Below are 19,687 nucleotides of genomic sequence, written 5' to 3' on the forward strand. Positions count from 1 at the left end.
CATCAGTCCTCCTCGGCGGCGGCACCAAACCGCAGGCCTACGCGCTTAGGCACAGCCCTTGCTAAAGACTCTTCAGCCTTCCACCAATGCCAACCAGAAACCCCAACACGTTCATGGAGATCGCACAATGAAGCGTCGCAGCTTGATCAAGGCTTTCACACTTTCGGCAAGCATTGCCGCGATGGGCATGACCTGGACAGTCCAGGCCGCCGAGACCATCAAGGTTGGCATCCTGCACTCCCTGTCCGGGACCATGGCGATCTCTGAAACCTCGCTCAAAGACATGGCGTTGATGACCATCGACGAAATCAACGCCAAGGGCGGCGTCAATGGCAAGCTGCTGGAGCCGGTGGTCGTCGACCCAGCGTCGAACTGGCCACTATTTGCCGAAAAGGGCCGGCAACTGCTGACCCAGGACAAGGTGGCCGTGGTATTCGGTTGCTGGACCTCGGTGTCGCGTAAGTCGGTATTGCCAGTGTTCGAAGAGCTCAATGGCCTGCTGTTCTATCCGGTGCAATACGAAGGCGAGGAGATGTCGCCGAACGTGTTCTACACCGGTGCCGCGCCGAACCAACAGGCGATCCCCGCCGTGGAATACCTGATGAGCGAAGAAGGCGGCAGCGCCAAGCGCTACTTCCTGCTGGGCACCGACTACGTCTACCCGCGCACCACCAACAAAATCCTGCGCTCGTTCCTGCACGCCAAAGGCGTGGCCGACAAGGACATCGAAGAGGTCTACACGCCGTTCGGCCACAGCGATTACCAGACCATCGTCGCCAACATCAAGAAGTTCTCGGCCGGCGGCAAGACCGCCGTCATCTCCACGGTCAACGGCGACTCCAACGTGCCGTTCTACAAGGAGCTCGCCAACCAGGGCTTGAAGGCCACCGACGTGCCCGTCGTCGCATTCTCGGTAGGCGAGGAAGAACTGCGCGGCATCGACACCAAGCCATTGGTGGGCAACCTCGCGGCGTGGAACTACTTCGAGTCGGTGGAGAACCCGGTCAACCAGAAGTTCGTCGCAGACTGGAAGGCCTACGCCAAGAAACACAACCTGCCGGGCGCCGACAAGGCCGTCACCAACGACCCGATGGAAGCCACGTACGTCGGCATCCACATGTGGGCGCAAGCCGCCGAGAAAGCCAAGTCCACCGATGTCGACAAGGTCCGTGAAGCCCTGGCCGGCCAGACCTTCGCCGCACCGTCGGGCTACACCCTGACCATGGACAAGACCAACCACCACCTGCACAAGCCGGTGATGATCGGCGAGATCCAGGCCGACGGTCAGTTCAACGTGGTCTGGCAGACCGAAGGACCGATCCGCGCCGAGCCCTGGAGCCCGTTCATTGCCGGCAACGACAAGAAGCCGGATTACGCGGTCAAGAGCAACTGAGCGGACCAATAGAATCCTGTGGGAGCGGGTGCCCGCTTGCGGCTTGCTCACGATGGCAGTGTGTCTGATGCACCGCTATCGCGAGCAAGCTCGGCTCCTACAGGGGTAGTCGCTGCTATTCAGGACATCACCATGTCGCTTTTTCGCCTGTTCCTTACACTCGCAGCGCTACTGCTGCCTCTGGCCAGCCACGCCGGCGATGCCGAAGACTTCGTCACCGCCAATCCGGCGCAGCAAGCCCGGCTGCTCGAAGCCTGGGCCGCGCAGCCCGATCCGGCGCGCGTCGAATTGATCAATGCCTTGCAGCAAGGCGTAGTGACCGTCGACGGCCAAGCCAAGACCCTGCGTCTTAACAATCGCCTGCGGGGTCTGGTCGACACCGCCGTGGCCAGCCAGCAACTGCTCGCCGTCGATCCCCGGGTGCGACTCGGTGCGGCGCAACAACTGCAGAAAAGCGCCAAGCCGGCGCAATTGAAATTCCTCGGCCAGCAACTGGCTGGCGAAGCGGATGAATCGGTGCACGCGGCCCTGAGCCTGGCCCTGGCCAACCTGCAACTGGTCGACAGTGACCCGGCCGTGCGCCTGGCCGCAGTGCGCCTGCTCGGTGAAACCGGCGACCCACTGGCCCGCACCCGCCTGGAAAGCCTGCTCCAACCTGGAGTCGAGGCCGATGCCGCGGTCCTCACCGCAGCGCAAACCAGTCTCGGCCAGGTCAAGCGCAAACTGCTGGTGGGCGAGTTGCTCGGCCAGGCATTCAGCGGCATGTCGCTGGGCTCGATCCTGCTGCTGGCGGCCTTGGGACTGGCGATCACCTTCGGCCTGCTGGGGGTGATCAACATGGCCCACGGCGAAATGCTGATGCTCGGCGCCTACTCCACCTACATGGTGCAAATGCTGCTCCAGCGCTTCGCCCCCAACGCCATCGAGTTCTATCCGCTACTGGCCTTGCCGGTGGCGTTTTTTGTCACCGCCGGCATCGGCATGGCACTCGAGCGTACGGTGATCCGCCACCTTTACGGCCGCCCGCTGGAGACCCTGCTCGCCACCTGGGGCATCAGCCTGATGCTGATTCAACTGGTCCGCCTGCTGTTCGGCGCGCAGAACGTCGAGGTCGCCAACCCGGCCTGGCTTTCGGGCGGGATCCAGGTCCTGCCCAACCTGGTGCTGCCGTACAACCGTATCGTGATCATCGCCTTTGCGCTGTTTGTGGTGGTGCTCACCTGGCTGCTGCTGAACAAGACCCGCCTGGGTTTGAACGTGCGCGCCGTCACCCAGAATCGCAACATGGCCGCCTGCTGCGGCGTGCCCACCGGGCGCGTGGACATGCTCGCCTTTGGCCTCGGCTCCGGGATCGCCGGGCTCGGCGGCGTCGCGCTGAGCCAGATCGGCAACGTCGGCCCGGACCTCGGCCAGAGCTACATCATCGACTCCTTCCTGGTGGTGGTGCTCGGTGGCGTCGGTCAACTGGCCGGAAGCGTATTCGCCGCCTTTGGCCTGGGGATCGCCAACAAAATCCTCGAGCCGCAGATCGGTGCGGTGCTGGGCAAGATCCTGATCCTCGCGCTGATCGTCCTGTTCATCCAGAAACGCCCGCAAGGCCTCTTCGCACTCAAAGGACGGGTAATCGACTGATGAACCAGCCCCTGCTCATTACCGCCACCCGCAAGGCCGGGCCCAAGGTGACGATTGCCGTCGGTACGCTACTGGTGTTGTTGCTACTGGCGCTACCGCTGTTGTCGCTGCTGCCCGCCGACAACGCCCTGCATGTCTCGGCCTACACCCTGACCCTGGTCGGCAAGATCCTCTGCTACGCCATCGTCGCCCTCGCCCTGGACCTGGTCTGGGGTTACGCCGGCCTGCTGTCCCTGGGCCACGGCCTGTTCTTCGCCCTCGGTGGCTACGCCATGGGCATGTACCTGATGCGCCAGGCCTCGGGGGACGGCTTGCCGGCGTTCATGACCTTCCTCTCCTGGACTGAGCTGCCGTGGTTCTGGACCGGCACCAGCAGCTTTCTCTGGACCCTGTGCCTGGTGGTACTGGCCCCCGGCTTGCTGGCGCTGGTGTTCGGCTTCTTCGCCTTTCGCTCGCGGATCAAGGGCGTGTATTTCTCGATCATGACCCAGGCCCTGACCTTCGCCGGCATGCTCCTGTTTTTCCGCAACGAGACCGGATTTGGCGGCAACAACGGCTTCACCAACTTTCGCACCATCCTCGGCTTCGGCATCACCGAACCCGGCACCCGCGCGGTGCTGTTCAGTGCCACCGTACTGCTGCTGGTGGCCAGCCTGTTCATCGGCTGGCGCCTGGCGCAAAGCAAGTTCGGCCGGGTGCTGACCGCCCTGCGCGACGCGGAAAACCGGCTGATGTTCTGCGGCTACGACCCACGCGGGTTCAAGCTGTTTGTCTGGGTCTTGAGCGCGGTGCTCTGCGGCCTGGCCGGTGCGCTCTACGTGCCCCAGGTAGGCATTATCAACCCCAGCGAAATGTCCCCGACCAACTCCATCGAAGCCGCCGTCTGGGTCGCCCTGGGCGGACGCGGCACGCTAATCGGCCCGCTGCTGGGCGCCGGCGTGGTCAACGGCATGAAGAGCTGGTTCACCGTGGCCTTTCCCGAATACTGGCTGTTCTTCCTCGGTGCGCTGTTCATCATCGTCACCCTGTACCTGCCCAAGGGCGTGATCGGCCTGCTGAGAAAAAGAGGTGAACAATGAGAGTCACTGCGACCGCCGAATTCATGCTCGAACCGATCCTGGAACCGAACAAGGATGCCGGCAGCAGCCGCGATGCCATCGGCCTCGGGCAGCGCGCCGAAAAAGGCCTGAACACCCGCCACGGCACCCTCCTCACCCTGGAGGACATCAGTGTCAGCTTCGATGGTTTCAAGGCGTTGAACAGTCTCAACCTGTACATCGGCGTTGGTGAGCTGCGCTGCATCATCGGCCCCAACGGAGCCGGCAAGACCACCCTGATGGATGTGATCACCGGCAAGACCCGCCCCAGTCACGGCAAGGCCTGGTTCGGCGAGACCCTGGACCTGACCCGCATGAGCGAAGTGCAGATCGCCCAGGCCGGGATCGGCCGCAAGTTCCAGAAACCCACGGTGTTCGAAGCCCTGAGCGTGTTCGAGAACCTGGAGCTGGCGCAAAAGACCGATAAGTCGGTATGGGCCAGTTTGCGCGCCCGACTCAATGGCGAGCAGCGCGACCGGATCAGTGAGGTGCTGGACACCATTCGCCTGACCGCCTCGGTCAATCGCCCCGCCGGCCTGTTGTCCCACGGGCAAAAACAATTCCTGGAAATCGGCATGCTGCTGATGCAAGACCCGCAATTGCTGCTGCTCGATGAACCGGTGGCGGGCATGACCGACGCCGAGACCGAGTTCACCGCCGAGCTGTTCAAGCGCCTGGCCGGTAAACATTCATTGATGGTGGTGGAGCACGACATGGGCTTCGTCGGTTCGATCGCCGACCACGTCACCGTATTGCACCAGGGCAGCGTGCTGGCCGAGGGGTCACTGGCGCAGGTGCAGGACAACGAGCGGGTGATCGAGGTTTATCTCGGACGCTGAACGCAGGTGTGGATTGCTCTCTGTAGGAGCGAGCGCCCGCTCCACAGGGAATTGAGGAGAATTTGAACATGCTGCAAGTCGATAAATTGCACCAGTACTACGGCGGTAGCCACATCCTGCGCGGCCTCAGCTTCGAGGTGAAGGTTGGCGAAGTCACCTGCCTGCTCGGGCGCAACGGCGTGGGCAAGACCACCCTGCTCAAATGCCTGATGGGCCTGCTGCCGGCCAAAGAGGGCGCGGTGAACTGGGAGGGCAAGACCATCAGTGGGCTCAAGCCGCACCAGCGGGTTCATGCTGGTATCGCCTATGTTCCCCAGGGCCGGGAAATCTTCCCCCGGCTGAGCGTCGAAGAAAACCTGTTGATGGGGCTGTCGCGTTTCCCCGGCGCCGAAGCCCGGGAAGTACCGGCCTTCATCTACGAGCTGTTCCCGGTGCTGCTGCAAATGAAGCTACGCCGTGGCGGTGATCTCTCCGGTGGCCAGCAGCAACAGTTGGCCATCGGCCGTGCGCTGGCCAGCCGGCCACGCCTGCTGATCCTCGATGAACCCACCGAAGGCATCCAGCCCTCGGTGATCAAGGAGATCGGCGCGGTGATCAAGCAGCTTGCGGCACGCGGTGACATGGCGATCCTGCTGGTGGAACAGTTCTACGACTTCGCTGCCGAGCTGGCCGATCAGTACCTGGTGATGTCGCGAGGCGAGATCGTCCAGCAAGGTCGCGGCGAAAACATGGAAGCCGAGGGTGTACGCGGCCTGGTAACGATCTAGTCTCTAGCGTCCTGACGATAATCAGAAAATATGACTGCCACTGCCCAACACAACGCATTCACACCCAGCTGGCATGCCGAGCTGGAACTCGGTTACGCCCGTTTCGGCGCCAGCACGCGGCCGACCCTGCGCCGCCATCAGGGTCCGCTGCGGGTGCAAAAACACCTGTACGCCGAAGGCCCCGAAGTGTGCCAGCACATCATCGTCCACCCACCCGGAGGGATTGCCGGTGGCGATCGCCTGGAGGTCCGCGCGAGCGTCGGACCCAACGCCTGGGCGCAGTTGACCAGCCCCGGCGCCGCCAAGTGGTATCGCGCCGCCAGCCCCGCCTATCAGCAGCTCGACTTGCAGGTCGCCGCCGGTGCCACACTGGAATGGCTGCCCCAGGAAACCATCGTCTTCAGCGCCGCCCAGGCCGAGCTCAAGACCTCGATCGAACTGCAGGGCGATGCGCGATTGTTCTATTGGGACGTGGTGGCACTGGGTCGCCCGGCCAGCGGCGAACGCTTCGAGCATGGGCACTTTCAAGCGCAACTGGAGATCCGCCGCGACGGCCAGTTGCTCTGGCACGAACGCCAGCGCATTGTCGGCGCTGACGGTTTGCTCGACTCGCCGATTGGCCTGGACGGCCAGCCGGTATTTGCCACCTTGCTGGTGACCGGCGAGATCGCCAGCGAACTGCTGCAGGCCTGTCGCTCATTGCCCAACCCGGTACGCGGGGATTTGACCCAACTTCCCGGGCTGCTGGTTGCCCGCTGCCTGGCCAGTGAAACCTTGCTGGCGCGGGGTTGGTTGATTGATTTATGGACACTGCTGCGCCCGGCCCTGCTCGGCCGCGAGGCGCTGGCGCCGCGAATATGGAATACCTGAACACCGACAACGGGTTCGGGTCGACCTTACGAATGCTCTTTTTTTCTGCCCAGATGGATTTCCACGATGGACCTGACCCCACGCGAAAAAGACAAGCTGTTGATCTTCACTGCCGGCCTGGTGGCCGAGCGGCGGTTGGCCCGCGGCGTCAAACTCAATTACCCGGAGGCCATGGCGTATATCAGCGCAGCGCTGCTCGAAGGCGCGCGGGACGGCCAGAGCGTCGCCGAGCTGATGCACTTGGGCACCACCCTGCTGCAGCGCGAACAGGTGATGCCCGGCATCCCGGAAATGATCCCGCAGATCCAGGTCGAAGCCACCTTTCCCGATGGCACCAAACTGGTCACCGTCCATCAACCTATCGCCTGAGGTCGCGCCATGCCGTATCACATCCGCGATGCCGTGCCCGCCGACCTGCCGGCGATTCGCGACATCTACAACGACGCCGTGCTCAACACCACCGCGATCTGGAACGAACAGGCGGTCGACCTGGCCAATCGCCAAGCCTGGTTCAGCGCCCGCCACGCCCAGGGCTACCCGATCCTGGTGATCGCCGCTGCCGACGAGCAAGTGCTCGGCTACGCCTCTTTCGGTGACTGGCGGCCCTTCGATGGGTTTCGCCACACCGTGGAACACTCGGTGTACGTGCGCAACGACCAACGCGGCAACGGCCTCGGTCCGCGCCTGATGGAAGCGCTGGTGGTGCGCGCCAGGGACGCTGGCAAACACGTGATGGTGGCGGCCATCGAGAGCGGCAACGCGGCATCGATCCGCCTGCATGAGCGGGCCGGCTTCAGCACCACCGGACAGATGCCGCAGGTGGGCACCAAGTTCGGTCGCTGGCTCGACCTGACGTTCATGCAATTGACCCTCAACCCAGGCTCGGAGCCACCCCAGGCCCACAAGGAGTAAGCCACGATGAACGCCGCCCAACTACGCCGGGTCAACCCGGAAAGCTTTGCCCACTACCGCCAGGGCTTGCACGACTTGCTGTTCGACGCCGTGCAGCACGGGGCCTCGATCGGCTTTCTGGCCGACATCGATGACGCCCAGGCCCGCGCCTACCTCAACGCCGTCCAGGCCGACCTGGAGAACGGCAGCCTGCTCTTGTGGGTGGTGGTCCAGGAAGAAAGGGTCCTGGCCAGTGTGCAACTTGGCTTGTGCCAGAAAGCCAACGGGCGCAATCGCGCCGAAGTGCAAAAACTCCAGGTCCTGCACCAGGCCCGTCGACGCGGCCTCGGCCAGCAGTTGATGAATGCCCTGGAACTTGCCGCGCGCCAGCACCAGCGCGGCCTGTTGTACCTGGATACCGAAGCCGGCTCGGCCGCCGAAACCTTCTACCAGTCACTGGGTTATACCCGCGTCGGCGAACTGCCCAACTACTGCCAAAGCCCGGACGGCCACTACGCGCCGACCGCCATCTACTTCAAGACCCTGGGACAACCTGCATGATTCCTGGCGAGTACCGGATCCAGCCCGGCGAGATCGAGCTCAACGTCGGCCGGCGCACCCTGAGCCTGACCGTGGCCAACAGTGGCGACCGGCCGATCCAGGTCGGTTCGCACTATCACTTTTTCGAAACCAATGACGCCCTGGCTTTCGACCGCGCCGCCACCCGCGGCATGCGCCTGAATATCCCGGCCGGTACCGCGGTGCGCTTCGAACCGGGGCAGAGCCGCGACGTGGAACTGGTGGACCTGGCCGGGCATCGCCGGGTGTTCGGGTTTGCCGGACGGATCATGGGTGACCTTTAAATTTTACGGCGTCTGCCCTGGCCTCTTCGCGGGCAAGCCCGCTCCCACAAGTGATCGCATTCCCCTGTGGGAGCGGGCTTGCCCGCGATAGTGAGCGCAGCGAACGACTTCAAATTTTCCTGAATCTCAAGGCGAACGAATGAAAATCTCCCGTCAGGCCTACGCCGACATGTTCGGCCCTACTGTCGGTGACAAGGTCCGCCTGGCCGACACCGAGTTGTGGATCGAGGTCGAGAAGGACTTCACCACCTATGGCGAAGAAGTGAAGTTCGGTGGCGGCAAGGTGATCCGCGACGGCCAGGGGCAGAGCCAGTTGCTGGCGGCCGACGTCGTCGACACGGTGATCACCAACGCGCTGATCCTCGACCACTGGGGCATCGTCAAAGCCGATGTCGGCCTCAAGGACGGGCGCATCGCCGCCATTGGCAAGGCCGGCAACCCGGATATCCAGCCCGACGTGAGCATGGCCATCGGCGCCGGGACCGAAGTGATTGCCGGCGAAGGCATGATCCTCACCGCTGGCGGCATCGACACGCATATCCACTTCATTTGCCCGCAGCAGATCGAAGAAGCCTTGATGAGCGGCGTTACCACCATGATCGGTGGCGGCACCGGTCCTGCCACCGGCACCAACGCCACCACCTGCACCTCCGGGCCCTGGCACCTGGCGCGCATGCTCCAGGCCGCAGACGCCTTTCCCATGAACATCGGCCTCACCGGCAAGGGCAACGCCAGCCTGCCGGGACCGTTGATCGAGCAGGTCAAGGCCGGCGCCATTGGCCTCAAGCTGCACGAAGACTGGGGCACCACCCCGGCCAGCATCGACAACTGCCTGACGGTGGCCGACCAGTACGACGTGCAGGTGGCGATCCACACCGACACCCTCAATGAATCGGGTTTTGTCGAAACCACCCTCGCCGCCTTCAAGGGCCGCACCATCCACACCTATCACACCGAAGGCGCGGGTGGCGGTCACGCCCCGGACATCATCAAGGCCTGCGGTTTTGCCAACGTGCTGCCGAGTTCGACCAACCCGACCCGGCCGTTCACCCGCAACACCATCGACGAGCACCTGGACATGCTGATGGTCTGCCATCACCTGGACCCAAGCATTGCCGAGGACGTGGCCTTCGCCGAAAGCCGTATCCGTCGTGAAACCATCGCCGCCGAGGACATCCTGCACGACCTCGGGGCATTCTCGATGATCAGTTCCGACAGCCAGGCCATGGGCCGGGTCGGCGAAGTCATCATCCGTACCTGGCAGACCGCCGACAAGATGAAGCAGCAGCGCGGCCCACTGCCGGGGGATGGCGAGGGCAACGACAACTTCCGCGCCAAGCGCTACCTCGCCAAATATACGATCAACCCGGCGATCACCCACGGCATCAGCCACGAAGTGGGTTCGATCGAAGTGGGTAAATGGGCCGACCTGGTGCTCTGGCGCCCGGCGTTTTTCGGGGTCAAGCCCAGCCTGATTCTCAAGGGCGGGGCGATTGCCGCCAGCCTCATGGGCGACGCCAACGCCTCGATTCCGACGCCGCAACCGGTGCACTACCGCCCGATGTTCGCAAGCTACGGTGGCTCGTTGCACGCCACCAGCCTGACCTTCATCAGCCAGGCCGCAGAGGAAGCCGGACTGGCGCAGGCATTGGGTTTGAAGAAGACCATCGCCGTGGTCAAGGGTTGCCGCAGCGTGCGCAAGACCGACCTGATCCATAACGACTACCTGCCCAGCATTGACGTCGATCCGCAGACTTATCAGGTCAAGGCCGATGGCGAACTGTTGTGGTGTGAGCCGGCGGATGTGTTGCCGATGGCGCAGCGGTATTTCCTGTTCTGACTACGCAAAACCCCGAAGGCTGCCGCAGGCAACATTCGGGGTTGGAGCTATCCGCTAAGCAGCATTACCGCCATTTTCCAGGCTGAGTATTTCCTCGGGTGTCAGCAGGTCGATGAGCCGTTGCTCGACAACCCTGGCCTCGACGGCCAGTGCCTTGGACTGAGTGTTGTAGGCATCACTGGTCATCGAAGTGCGGGCGATGTCCAACTGCTCCAGGCGTTCAAGGGTTGACTCATAGGCCAGATCGAACCTGGAGCGATATTTTTCTTTCAAATACTGCGCCCAGAAATCACGCTGCGCGATCGATTCAATCTCGGCCTTCGAGTCCTTGAGGCTGTGCACATACTGTTCTGCTTCCTGCAGCTTGGCGCGAGGCACGTATTGCGAACCCGCGTATTCTGCCTTCGTAGGCTGCCCTGGCAGGTCCAGCCTGTCCCTAAGGTTGACCCGATAAGAAAGCCGCACTTCGATTTGATCCATCAACAGCAGTTGGAGGCCCTTGTCGCGCGTCGAAGTATCGGAACGGACTATGGTTTTGATGCGCTCGTTAATGTCCTTGAGCGCAAACGCTTCCACCTCATCCAGACGAAACAGACCTTTGGCCAGATTGAGCAATTGAAGACCTGCGTCGCTATCGCCGACGCGCGCCAGGGCCTTGTGAGTCAGGACCTTGATTTCCAGCTGGCTGAACATCAGCGCAGCACGATCGCTGCAGGTTTCTGGCTCCCCTGCCAACTGGAACAGTTCACGACGCAGCACTGCGTTTTCTTCAGCCGCATCCAGCACCGCCCAGACCCTAGCCTTGAGGTCTGGATAGGCTTTTTTGTACTCGGCCGTCTGATGTAGTTTTTCCAGTAGCCGGAAAAATTCCTCGCTTTCACTGACCGCCCTTCCAGCCTCTCCTGCGGCGGCTTCCCTAGCGAGGGCTTCACTGTCGAGGAGTGCCCATTGCGTCCTTCTGACATTCTGCTCCGGCGCTGGCGTATCGCGCATCCAGCGCTCTAGACGCTGCGCCGAGGGCGCCAGGGTGCCGCCGGCAGCACCACGATCAGCCGGCGAATCAGGGGGGACGGGCGCCAATCCGGCCTCATCGTTGTCCAGGTAGATACGTGTCAGAATCTCCCCATATTGCGCGATGCCTTGATCGGAAAGAGGATTGCCGTTCAGTTCAGTGAACCTTAATACCCGATTGATGGCCGCCGACTGCTGCGCAGGTGGATTCACCGCCCATTCGGGAAACGAGGTGAGCTGGTTATCACGCAAATCGACCATTTCCAGGCGGGGGGGATCGGCCAGCCCGACTGGCCATTGACTGATTCCGGTGCCCTGCAAGCGAACCACGCACAGTTCCTTCATCTGGCTTAGATCAGGCACTCGCTCCAACGGGTTGTGGTTTAGATTCAACTCTCTGAGCCTGCTCATCCGAGCCAGTGAAACCGCTTCGCCGGTGGTTAACCTGATGCGGTTACCGGACAGGTCCAAATAGGCAAGACTGGGCATTTCATCCAGTTGCGTGGGTATGTCTACAAGACGGTTGGCCTGCAGTTCCAAACGTTGAACAGAGGGAAACGATTCGAGAAACTCATTGGGAGCCGCCATGAGGCCCATGTCACTGAGGTCCAAAAAATTCACATGACCAAAGTCCACCTCCAGAGCAGGCAGCGCCCCAACCGCTCGACCTCGCAGCCTCAGTTCATACCCCCGACGAACACCATAGCGCGAGTATTTGAGTGACTGTCTTTGCCAGCAACGCTTGAGCAACTCAGCGACCACTTGTTTTTCATACTGCTCGACGGCGACAACACTGCCATCTGGCAAAACACGCGTGGACGGCGTCGATAGCCATTGCTCAGACCAGCTCAGCAACCGTTGATGCTCCGCCTCAAAATTGACCAGATACACTTCCCGCTCGGCTCCCAACATCTCCAGGAAACCCTCAACCTGACCATCAGTGAAGCTGGGAAACAGCTTGAGCACTCTTGCCTCGTCCGATACCGGTACGGAATTCAAACCCGTCCCGCGCCCCGACAGTGGATAACCCAGGCGACCATCGATCAAGCGCTGGGGCGCCCTGAATCCAGGATTGATCGGCTGCATCCCCAATAACGAGCGCAACTCACCGCGCGTCAATAGGTGCTGCCTGATCAACGCCTTCAACTCTGGCCCCTGCCCCACATCAGGCAAGCCTAGCGCTTTGCGCTGGGTATCCGGCAAGGCATGCTGAAGAGCAGCATAAAGATCATCGGCCCCGTGCAAATGCTCATTATTCTGATCTCGGGCCTCGTACCGCCCTTGGTCATTACGCACCAACACCTTTCGGCTATCAGCACTCTCGGGGCCGACACTGGACCGCAGCGCACCGCTGAACGAGCCGTCTCGAACCTCAATGCGCAAATCATCCGACCAGCCTGGCAGCTTTTTCAGTGAGTTGAGTACCAGCCTCTCTGCGTCCTGCCCCATCAAATCGTCCAGGTAAAGCCCCTCATAGGCTCGTGACAGGCGTACCTCGCGCTGGATCCAGCGCAGTTCTTCCGCCAGGCGCAGGGGTATGGGCTTGGTTTGCAGCTTGTCGGCAAAGTCCCATTTGGCCATTTGCTGACGCTCACCAGGGCTAGCGTCGGCCAGCAACTGTTCAACCAAGCTCGTGGGCACATTGGAAAAGCGCGACTTGATCAGATTGAGCCGTGGATCGCTACTGTCGGTCCTCGCGTTGTAGATATCATTGAAGAACTCGACCTTATGGCTTTCGGCAACACGAGCAATGCGCGCGCGCAGTCCCTCGATGCGTTTTTCCAGAACTTCCCGCGGGGCCCCAGGCGCTTGGCCAAGCACAACATCGGTTTCACTTTCAGTGAGACTTTCCAGGAGCGTTTTCAGTAGTCGCCCCCCTCGAACCTGCGCGTCATGGATCTGCACGATCCGCACCTTGCCCTGTACACCCTGGGGATTGACGTATTCCCAGAGCGTCTTCGCCTGCGCATCGATGATCCGTACCGATACCGTGTCCGGCCACGTGCCATACCGCGTCAGGACATGCAACTGGTTGATCGAATGATCGGTTGCAGAAGCGCTGGATGAGGCGCTCTTCATATCAGCGATAAATTCCTCGACCTGCCTGTACGCCTCAAATCGACTGATCGTATCGGCCAGCATCGGTGCAGGTGGCTCGCTCTCGACGTGCATTCGACGCAAGACGCCCTCATCGGTGTCGCTGACATGGCGAATCTGTTCAAGCTCAACATCGCTGAACTCGCCGACACCAGGCCCGACCCGTCGCATCAGTTCGCGGCCCTCCCAAGTCCGAGGCTGCTCCACTTCATGGCTCCAGGCACCGAAACCGTTGTGGCTGAGTTCAGGCCCATAGGCCTCTGTCCTGGCAGGATGGACGACCCGGTACTTGCCGCTGGCAGGGTCTATTTTCACCCTGTAGCGCTTATCCCCCAGGACCAGGAACGCCTGGCCATCGTGATGCAGCAATCCCAGGTCATCGGGCTTCAGACCTGCCGGCAATGCTCCAGTGTGCTCGTAGGGTTCTAGATCGGGTTTCCATAACCGAGTCTCGCCATCCGGCAAGGTGACCTGTTTCAAACTATCGATAAACGGCGAGCGCTTGAGGGGGGTAACTGGTTCTGCGCCCTCAACACCAAAGGCTGCCTGCAGCGCTAGCTGAGCGAGGTTTTGTGCAACATCCATCAGATAGACAAAACCCTCATCCGTGTCGCCCTGCGCCAATGCCTCGACGCCTTCTACCACCTCATAGGTCAGTTGCGTCGCCATCACAGCCATCATCGCCACCCCCAGGGGCGGGACAAACAACGCAACGACATTGAGCACTGCCAGCGCCGTACCCAGATAGCCGAGCAGTTTGTCATTACGCGCCTGCGCATCGACATCTGCCGTGGACACTGCAACAAACGTTGCATCGTTGAGGAGCTTGTTCAGTTGCTGGTCGAAGAGAAATACCCAAAGCGCCCCTAAAACCGGCGTTTCCTCCATATGGATCCTGGCCTCAGGATCTGGAGTTCTTACATAAACACGGCCGTTGGGCTGCGATTTAAGCGGCGTCAGCCGATCATTCAACCGCCTGAAAAAACGCGCCTTGTCTTCCTGCCTGACAAACCGACTGAAAAATTCCTGATAGGCAGGATCACGCAATCGCTCACGCAGCTCGCTGTGGAAATGCTGCACCGATGGGTACTCCTTGATCGGGCTGATCGGGTCATGCGGAATGTACACAACCAGGCGCTGTACCGATTCACTGCTGATGCGGTCCGGCCCAATCAGTACCACGCCGATCAACTCGGTTTCCCCGAGCAGTTTCAGCCCGTTAAATTGCACAGGCTTGTCATCCAGAGTCAGGTCATTGAGGTTGTCCCGGACCTGGATAAGCAGGTTATAAATAGTTGAATCGGGTGTGACCCTGTCGATATCACCCTGCATTCGCGCAAGATCGATGGCCGCACTGAACGCATGCTGTTGACTCAGTATGACCCTGGCCTTCAAGACACCTTCAGCCACGACCTCGGCGATACCCAGTGCGCTCTTGATATGCGCCTGATACTTGGCACCCAGGTCCAACTGTCGAGACAACGCTGCAAACTGTTCAACGGTAAACGGCAACCTTCCTTGCGGTGAAACAAGCAACACACTACTGCTACTGCGCGTCTCACCATAAGTGTCAGTTTCGTCAGCTTCGGTGAAGTTATGCAAGGCTGCATCCAGCAAGCTGCTGGTTAATCGAATATCGTTGCCAAAGGGTTCGGGGTTCGCGACCGCGTACACTAACTGCGTAGTATCAACATCCACCGCAACGTTGAACTTCTGCATAATTGCAGCCGTCAGGAGTGGGCGGGAAAAGGCCTTGACATCCTGCAGGTTAACCAGCATCTGATCGAGCGTATTTTGCGTAGCGTAACTCTGCCGACTGCTACGCTTGAAAGCAGCCTGGTGATCCTGGGTTGCAGCTTCGTGCCGGCTGGGCCTAGCCAACCCGGCATCGCGCAGTTCCCTGCGTCTTTGTGGTGTTGCCTGCAAAAGCCAGGCAGGCAGTTTATTCTTTACATAATCATAGTGAGGCCCTTTATCCTCAGCGAGTGCAGTTTCAGCACTACTTGCAAACGGTTTATTTAACTCAGCCATCGTCTGGTCCACTCACGTTATTTTCAAGAGCACCAAACTTACTAAAAAGCCGAGCCGATAAATAAACCAAATAGCTGCAAGGAAGCCTGCCAAACAACGAGCTAATCTTCGACTATCCGAATACCGAAAGTACTTATATACCACCCGCCCGGATGCGCCGCGCAATAAGCCGACAGATACCATTGTCAATGGCGCAACATTACTTCCTGTTCTGAGGTGGTGCCCTGGTAGTATTTGCATGTCGAGCACCTTCGACGAACGGTCCGATTTGATATGACGGGTGCATTTCGGTGGCAAGGGTGACGCTTTACTAGCAGTTCTGCTAGTTACCCGCGTTATGCGTTATCGGTAAAATTGATTCGCGTCGCACCTCTTCACAAGGAAGGCCGGTCATGACCCACTCTCGATCTGACAGTAGCGACGGCTCGCGCCAGGCACGAACCCTGCTGCTGGCCACCGATAACAAACGCTCGATCATCGCTGAGATTACGGTGGATCGGACCAACCCTATCGCTTACCCTCCTTACGGCCAGCAGTCCGGACAACAGGCAGTTACGACGGGGCTGGGTTTTAACGGTGAACTGCGCGAAGCGCGACTGGGCTGGTACTTGCTAGGCAATGGCTACCGCGCTTACAACCCGATATTGATGCGTTTTCATAGCCCAGACAGTTGGAGCCCGTTTGGACGAGGTGGGTTGAATGCGTATACGTATTGCGAGGGGGATCCGGTGAACTTTTCGGATCCGACGGGGCATATTAAGTTGCTGGATTTTCTCTCCAACCGCCGTACCTCACTGGCTAGGACCTCCAGCACCTCTAGCGTAACCCCTTTACTAGCTTCTACGGATACTCCCCTCGCCTCACCTGCCAACCAAATGCAAACGGGCATTAGCAATCCAAACTTCCCTGGCGGGGCTGCGCCCCAAACTACGCAGCCATTGGTCAGGAAGCACTCGGGTGAAACCACTCGCAACTTTCCTGATCACGCAATTCGGAGTGAAGCTCCTCCGCCGATTCCACCAAAGAGACAGTTACCCCGCTTTAATGATACCGGTGGGCAAGTAGGTATTCTTAGTCCCGACCAGCAACCTGGAGAACCTAGTAGTTCCCGTCAGATCTGGAACAGCACCCCCTATGAGCCTCAACTCGCACCCGTTCCGCCGCCGAGAACACTACCAAGTGGCGCCACCCGCGAATATTCCGTAACTTACGACCTCCGCGGAAACCCCACGCAGCGCAGTGTGCAAAAAGTCAGTTTGTCGATGATTCAAGGCAGTATCAGAACGCGAAGGGAATAGAACACTTACTCCACCACCAACCGCGCCAGGCGTTGCTTGAGCATCTGGTTTTCGGCGCGCAGTTGCTGCACTTCTTCGAGCAGGTCGAGCGCCAGGGCGACGCCTTCCCACTCCAGTTCCAGGTCGTGGCGCAACTTGGCGGCGCGCTTGGCGACCGCCAGTTCGTAGTCGTTGAAACGCCAGTCCTTGGGCTGGGCGCCCTGAGGTTCGAGGATGCCGTGCTCGACGATTTCGATCACGTAGACGTCCGGTAAATCGGTCGCCTCACAGAATTGCGCCATGTCCAGTTGAACGATCAGGGGACTGCTCATTGTCAGTTACTCCAGGTTCTGGAACTCGAATGTGCTCGATCAGAAGTGCTCACGCGGGTTGAACGCGGCTTTGCTCGCCAGTTCCTGCCACAGCGCCTTGACCTCGTCGTCGCAGGTCTTGGGCATCACGGCCTTGAGTTGCACGAACAGGTACCCGCGCTCGCCGGCCTTGTTCAGCAGGCCATGGCCTTTGGCGCGCATGCGCTGGCCGTTCTGGCTGCCGGCCGGAACCTTGAGGTTGATCTTGCCGGTCAGGGTCGGCACCGCCACTTCGGCACCCAAGGCCAGCTCCCACGGCGCCAGCGGCAAGGTGATGATCAGGTTCTCGCCTTCGACGTCGAATTTTGGGTGCGGCGCAAAACGAATCGTCAGGTACAGGTCGCCATTGGCGCCGCCACCGATTCCCGGTGCGCCCTGGCCCTTGAGGCGGATGCGCTCGCCGTCGGTGACGCCGGCGGGGATCTTCACGTTGAGGCTCTTGGCCGTGTTGCTGACGTGCTGGCCAGCCGCGTTGTATTGCGGCACCTGGAAGCTGATCTTCTTCGACTCGTTCGACAGGGTCTCTTCGAGAAAGACCGCCAGTTCCATTTCCACGTCTTGCCCTCGCCGACCGGCGCTGCGGCCAGACTGTGCACCACCGAAGCCTGGGCCACGGTTACCGAAGATCGAACTGAAGAAGTCCGAGAAGTCGCCGCTGTCCTGCGCGCCGCCAAAACCACCACGGCTCTGCCAGCCAGGCGGGCCCTGGAACGGCTGCCCATGCTGGCCATAACGGCGCAGGTCGTCGTACTCGGCGCGCTTGTCGGCACTTTTCAGCGCTTCATAGGCTTCCGAGGCGTCCTTGAATTTGGCTTCGGCGTCTTTTTCCTTGCTGACGTCAGGGTGATATTTACGCGCCAGCTTGCGATAGGCGGCCTTGATCGTCTTGTCGTCAGCGGTCGGTTCGACACCGAGAATCTTGTAATAGTCTTTGAAGTCCATCGCGGGAATCACCATCCGTTATCGATATCGCGCCGTCTGCCAGCATGCACCAGCGGGGCGCAGCGGGCTTGACCGATCTCAAGGTTGTGACCGGACAGCGCAGCAGAAGTTTATCGGCAGCCGGGCGAATCCGTTGATCGCGCAGTGACTGCCAAGCCATGCCTGTAAGTTTGGGGAGCAAGGATAGTCTTTCAAGGCACTTAAAGCTGAGATTTAGCGGATAGTCGGCCTTCGATTCTGCGGCGCACTGACATACACTGCGCGGCCGTTTTTTAACCGGAACCAGAAAGACATGAAAAACGCATCTCCAGCTCGTGCCTGCGGTATCGACTTCGGCACGTCCAACTCCACTGTCGGCTGGCTGCGCCCTGGCATGGAAACGCTCATCGCGCTGGAGGACGACAAGATCACCCTGCCTTCGGTGGTGTTCTTCAACATCGAGGAACGCCGCCCGGTGTACGGCCGTCTGGCGCTGCACGAGTACCTGGAAGGCTACGAAGGGCGTCTGATGCGTTCCCTCAAGAGCCTCCTGGGTTCCAAGCTGATCAAGCACGACACCAGCGTCCTGGGCACGGCGATGCCGTTCAAGGACCTGCTGGGCCTGTTCATCGGCCAGTTGAAGCTGCGTGCCGAGACCGCCGCCGGTCGGGAATTCGAAGAAGTGGTGCTGGGCCGGCCGGTGTTCTTCGTCGATGACGACCCGATGGCCGACAAGGAAGCCGAAGACACCCTGGTGGATGTGGCACGCGCCATTGGCTTCAAGGAAGTGTCGTTCCAGTACGAGCCGATCGCGGCTGCCTTCGACTATGAGTCGACCATCGAGCGTGAAGAGCTGGTGCTGATTGTCGACATCGGCGGCGGTACCTCCGACTTCTCGCTGGTGCGCCTGTCACCCGAGCGCCGTGGCCTGGACCAGCGCCAGGACGACATCCTCGCCACCGGCGGCGTGCACGTCGGCGGGACCGACTTCGACAAACAACTGAGCCTGCAAGGCGTGATGCCGCTGTTCGGCTACGGCAGCCGGATGAAAAGCGGCGCCTACATGCCCACCAGCCAGCACATGAACCTGGCAACCTGGCACACCATCAACTCGGTGTACTCGCAAAAATCCCAGCTGGCGTTGGGCAGCATGCGCTATGACATCGAGGACACCGGTGGCATCGACCGCCTGTTCAAACTGATCGAGCAGCGCGCCGGGCACTGGCTGGCGATGGAAGTGGAAGAAACCAAGATCCATCTGACCCATGCCGACAGCCGCCACGTGCCGCTGGACCGCATCGAGCCTAAGTTGAGCGTGGAGCTGAGCCGAGCGTTGTTCGAGTCAGCCATCGATGGGCTGCTGGAGCGCGTGCGCAACAGCGTCAGCCAACTGTTGCTGGACGCCAACGTCAGTGTCGACCAGGTAGACACGGTATTCTTCACTGGCGGTTCGAGCGGGATTCCGGCCCTGCGCAACAGCGTCTCGGCCATGCTGCCGAACGCCCGCCATGTCGAAGGCAACATCTTTGGCAGCATCGGCAGCGGCCTGGCGATTGAAGCGGCGAAGCGTTACGGTTCGATGGATTGATCCGATACTGCGGCGCGCCCATCGCGCCCATCGCCCCCATCGCGGCATAGGTATCTACACAACTTTGTAGCGGCCTGTGGGCTGGCCGGGGTGTTGGATTAGGTCGAGTACATATCCATTTCTTCGGTAACGGCCTCCTATGGTTCCGCTTTTACAGCGGCTCACTTTTGGAGGAGCCCAAAAGTAAGCAAAAGGCTCT

16 protein-coding genes are annotated in these 19,687 nt (G+C 60.6%); 13 read left to right on the top strand and 3 right to left on the bottom strand.

Annotated features, from left to right (window positions below; translation table 11 throughout):
* Window positions 1-127: 127 nt before the first annotated feature.
* From urtA to ureC, 11 genes are all read left to right on the top strand, one after another.
* A complete protein-coding gene (gene urtA, locus ACIOVD_RS25190; protein WP_095171104.1) occupies window positions 128-1,393 on the top strand; it encodes an urea ABC transporter substrate-binding protein in 1,266 nt (421 codons plus the stop codon).
* Window positions 1,394-1,525: 132 nt separating this feature from the next.
* Window positions 1,526-3,025 (top strand): urea ABC transporter permease subunit UrtB, encoded by a 1,500-nt coding sequence (gene urtB, locus ACIOVD_RS25195; protein ID WP_401130853.1) that lies wholly within the window; start codon window positions 1,526-1,528, stop codon window positions 3,023-3,025.
* The gene (urtC, locus tag ACIOVD_RS25200; protein WP_095171102.1) at window positions 3,025-4,104 is read left to right on the top strand and encodes an urea ABC transporter permease subunit UrtC; all 1,080 of its coding nucleotides are present in this window, start codon (window positions 3,025-3,027) and stop codon (window positions 4,102-4,104) included. The genes urtB and urtC overlap by 1 nt, the downstream gene beginning before the upstream one ends.
* A complete protein-coding gene (urtD, locus tag ACIOVD_RS25205; protein WP_339546610.1) occupies window positions 4,101-4,961 on the top strand; it encodes an urea ABC transporter ATP-binding protein UrtD in 861 nt (286 codons plus the stop codon). The genes urtC and urtD overlap by 4 nt, the downstream gene beginning before the upstream one ends.
* Window positions 4,962-5,029: 68 nt before the next feature.
* Window positions 5,030-5,728: an urea ABC transporter ATP-binding subunit UrtE gene (gene urtE, locus ACIOVD_RS25210; RefSeq protein WP_095171098.1), complete on the top strand. Its 699-nt coding sequence runs from the start codon at window positions 5,030-5,032 to the stop codon at window positions 5,726-5,728.
* 30 nt (window positions 5,729-5,758) lie between these two features.
* Entirely contained in the window at window positions 5,759-6,598 is an 840-nt protein-coding gene (locus tag ACIOVD_RS25215; protein WP_401130856.1) for an urease accessory protein UreD, read from the top strand.
* Window positions 6,599-6,664: 66 nt separating this feature from the next.
* Window positions 6,665-6,967: an urease subunit gamma gene (locus ACIOVD_RS25220; RefSeq protein WP_159993499.1), complete on the top strand. Its 303-nt coding sequence runs from the start codon at window positions 6,665-6,667 to the stop codon at window positions 6,965-6,967.
* A 9-nt stretch (window positions 6,968-6,976) separates the two neighbouring features.
* Window positions 6,977-7,510, top strand: a complete 534-nt coding sequence (locus ACIOVD_RS25225) for a GNAT family N-acetyltransferase (RefSeq protein ID WP_401130858.1) — start codon at window positions 6,977-6,979, stop codon at window positions 7,508-7,510.
* 6 nt (window positions 7,511-7,516) lie between these two features.
* A complete protein-coding gene (locus tag ACIOVD_RS25230) occupies window positions 7,517-8,050 on the top strand; it encodes an N-acetyltransferase (protein ID WP_095171091.1) in 534 nt (177 codons plus the stop codon).
* Complete coding sequence (locus tag ACIOVD_RS25235) at window positions 8,047-8,352, top strand: urease subunit beta (RefSeq protein ID WP_095171089.1); 306 nt, start codon at window positions 8,047-8,049, stop codon at window positions 8,350-8,352. The genes ACIOVD_RS25230 and ACIOVD_RS25235 overlap by 4 nt, the downstream gene beginning before the upstream one ends.
* Window positions 8,353-8,491: 139 nt before the next feature.
* The gene (ureC, locus tag ACIOVD_RS25240) at window positions 8,492-10,192 is read left to right on the top strand and encodes an urease subunit alpha (RefSeq protein ID WP_095171087.1); all 1,701 of its coding nucleotides are present in this window, start codon (window positions 8,492-8,494) and stop codon (window positions 10,190-10,192) included.
* A 54-nt stretch (window positions 10,193-10,246) separates the two neighbouring features.
* Here ureC and ACIOVD_RS25245 read toward each other — a convergent pair whose 3' ends face one another.
* On the bottom strand, window positions 10,247-15,331 hold the full coding sequence (locus tag ACIOVD_RS25245) for an NEL-type E3 ubiquitin ligase domain-containing protein (RefSeq protein ID WP_401130861.1): 5,085 nt from the start codon (window positions 15,329-15,331) through the stop codon (window positions 10,247-10,249).
* 392 nt (window positions 15,332-15,723) lie between these two features.
* Between ACIOVD_RS25245 and ACIOVD_RS25250 the strand changes: the two genes are divergently transcribed.
* The gene (locus ACIOVD_RS25250) at window positions 15,724-16,629 is read left to right on the top strand and encodes an RHS repeat-associated core domain-containing protein (RefSeq protein ID WP_401130863.1); all 906 of its coding nucleotides are present in this window, start codon (window positions 15,724-15,726) and stop codon (window positions 16,627-16,629) included.
* A gap of 5 nt (window positions 16,630-16,634) precedes the next feature.
* Here ACIOVD_RS25250 and ACIOVD_RS25255 read toward each other — a convergent pair whose 3' ends face one another.
* A complete protein-coding gene (locus tag ACIOVD_RS25255) occupies window positions 16,635-16,940 on the bottom strand; it encodes a chaperone modulator CbpM (RefSeq protein ID WP_095171081.1) in 306 nt (101 codons plus the stop codon).
* A 39-nt stretch (window positions 16,941-16,979) separates the two neighbouring features.
* Window positions 16,980-17,921, bottom strand: coding sequence for a DnaJ C-terminal domain-containing protein (locus tag ACIOVD_RS25260; RefSeq protein ID WP_095171153.1), 942 nt, complete (start codon window positions 17,919-17,921; stop codon window positions 16,980-16,982).
* A 292-nt stretch (window positions 17,922-18,213) separates the two neighbouring features.
* On the opposite strand from ACIOVD_RS25260, the gene ACIOVD_RS25265 reads away from it, so the two are divergent.
* Window positions 18,214-19,488, top strand: a complete 1,275-nt coding sequence (locus tag ACIOVD_RS25265; protein ID WP_401130866.1) for an Hsp70 family protein — start codon at window positions 18,214-18,216, stop codon at window positions 19,486-19,488.
* Window positions 19,489-19,687: the final 199 nt, after the last annotated feature.

This window comes from Pseudomonas sp. NPDC087626 (genome assembly GCF_044743405.1).
Classification (GTDB): domain Bacteria; phylum Pseudomonadota; class Gammaproteobacteria; order Pseudomonadales; family Pseudomonadaceae; genus Aquipseudomonas.

Excerpts from the sequence above, each read along its gene's own strand:
- urtA (WP_095171104.1), top strand. The coding sequence starts at position 128 with ATGAAGCGTCGCAGCTTGATCAAGGCTTTCACACTTTCGGCAAGCATT.
- urtB (WP_401130853.1), top strand. The coding sequence starts at position 1,526 with ATGTCGCTTTTTCGCCTGTTCCTTACACTCGCAGCGCTACTGCTGCCT.
- urtC (WP_095171102.1), top strand. The coding sequence starts at position 3,025 with ATGAACCAGCCCCTGCTCATTACCGCCACCCGCAAGGCCGGGCCCAAG.
- urtD (WP_339546610.1), top strand. The coding sequence starts at position 4,101 with ATGAGAGTCACTGCGACCGCCGAATTCATGCTCGAACCGATCCTGGAA.
- urtE (WP_095171098.1), top strand. The coding sequence starts at position 5,030 with ATGCTGCAAGTCGATAAATTGCACCAGTACTACGGCGGTAGCCACATC.
- ACIOVD_RS25215 (WP_401130856.1), top strand. The coding sequence starts at position 5,759 with ATGACTGCCACTGCCCAACACAACGCATTCACACCCAGCTGGCATGCC.
- ACIOVD_RS25220 (WP_159993499.1), top strand. The coding sequence starts at position 6,665 with ATGGACCTGACCCCACGCGAAAAAGACAAGCTGTTGATCTTCACTGCC.
- ACIOVD_RS25225 (WP_401130858.1), top strand. The coding sequence starts at position 6,977 with ATGCCGTATCACATCCGCGATGCCGTGCCCGCCGACCTGCCGGCGATT.
- ACIOVD_RS25230 (WP_095171091.1), top strand. The coding sequence starts at position 7,517 with ATGAACGCCGCCCAACTACGCCGGGTCAACCCGGAAAGCTTTGCCCAC.
- ACIOVD_RS25235 (WP_095171089.1), top strand. The coding sequence starts at position 8,047 with ATGATTCCTGGCGAGTACCGGATCCAGCCCGGCGAGATCGAGCTCAAC.
- ureC (WP_095171087.1), top strand. The coding sequence starts at position 8,492 with ATGAAAATCTCCCGTCAGGCCTACGCCGACATGTTCGGCCCTACTGTC.
- ACIOVD_RS25245 (WP_401130861.1), bottom strand. The coding sequence starts at position 15,331 with ATGGCTGAGTTAAATAAACCGTTTGCAAGTAGTGCTGAAACTGCACTC.
- ACIOVD_RS25250 (WP_401130863.1), top strand. The coding sequence starts at position 15,724 with ATGACCCACTCTCGATCTGACAGTAGCGACGGCTCGCGCCAGGCACGA.
- ACIOVD_RS25255 (WP_095171081.1), bottom strand. The coding sequence starts at position 16,940 with ATGAGCAGTCCCCTGATCGTTCAACTGGACATGGCGCAATTCTGTGAG.
- ACIOVD_RS25260 (WP_095171153.1), bottom strand. The coding sequence starts at position 17,921 with ATGGACTTCAAAGACTATTACAAGATTCTCGGTGTCGAACCGACCGCT.
- ACIOVD_RS25265 (WP_401130866.1), top strand. The coding sequence starts at position 18,214 with ATGAAAAACGCATCTCCAGCTCGTGCCTGCGGTATCGACTTCGGCACG.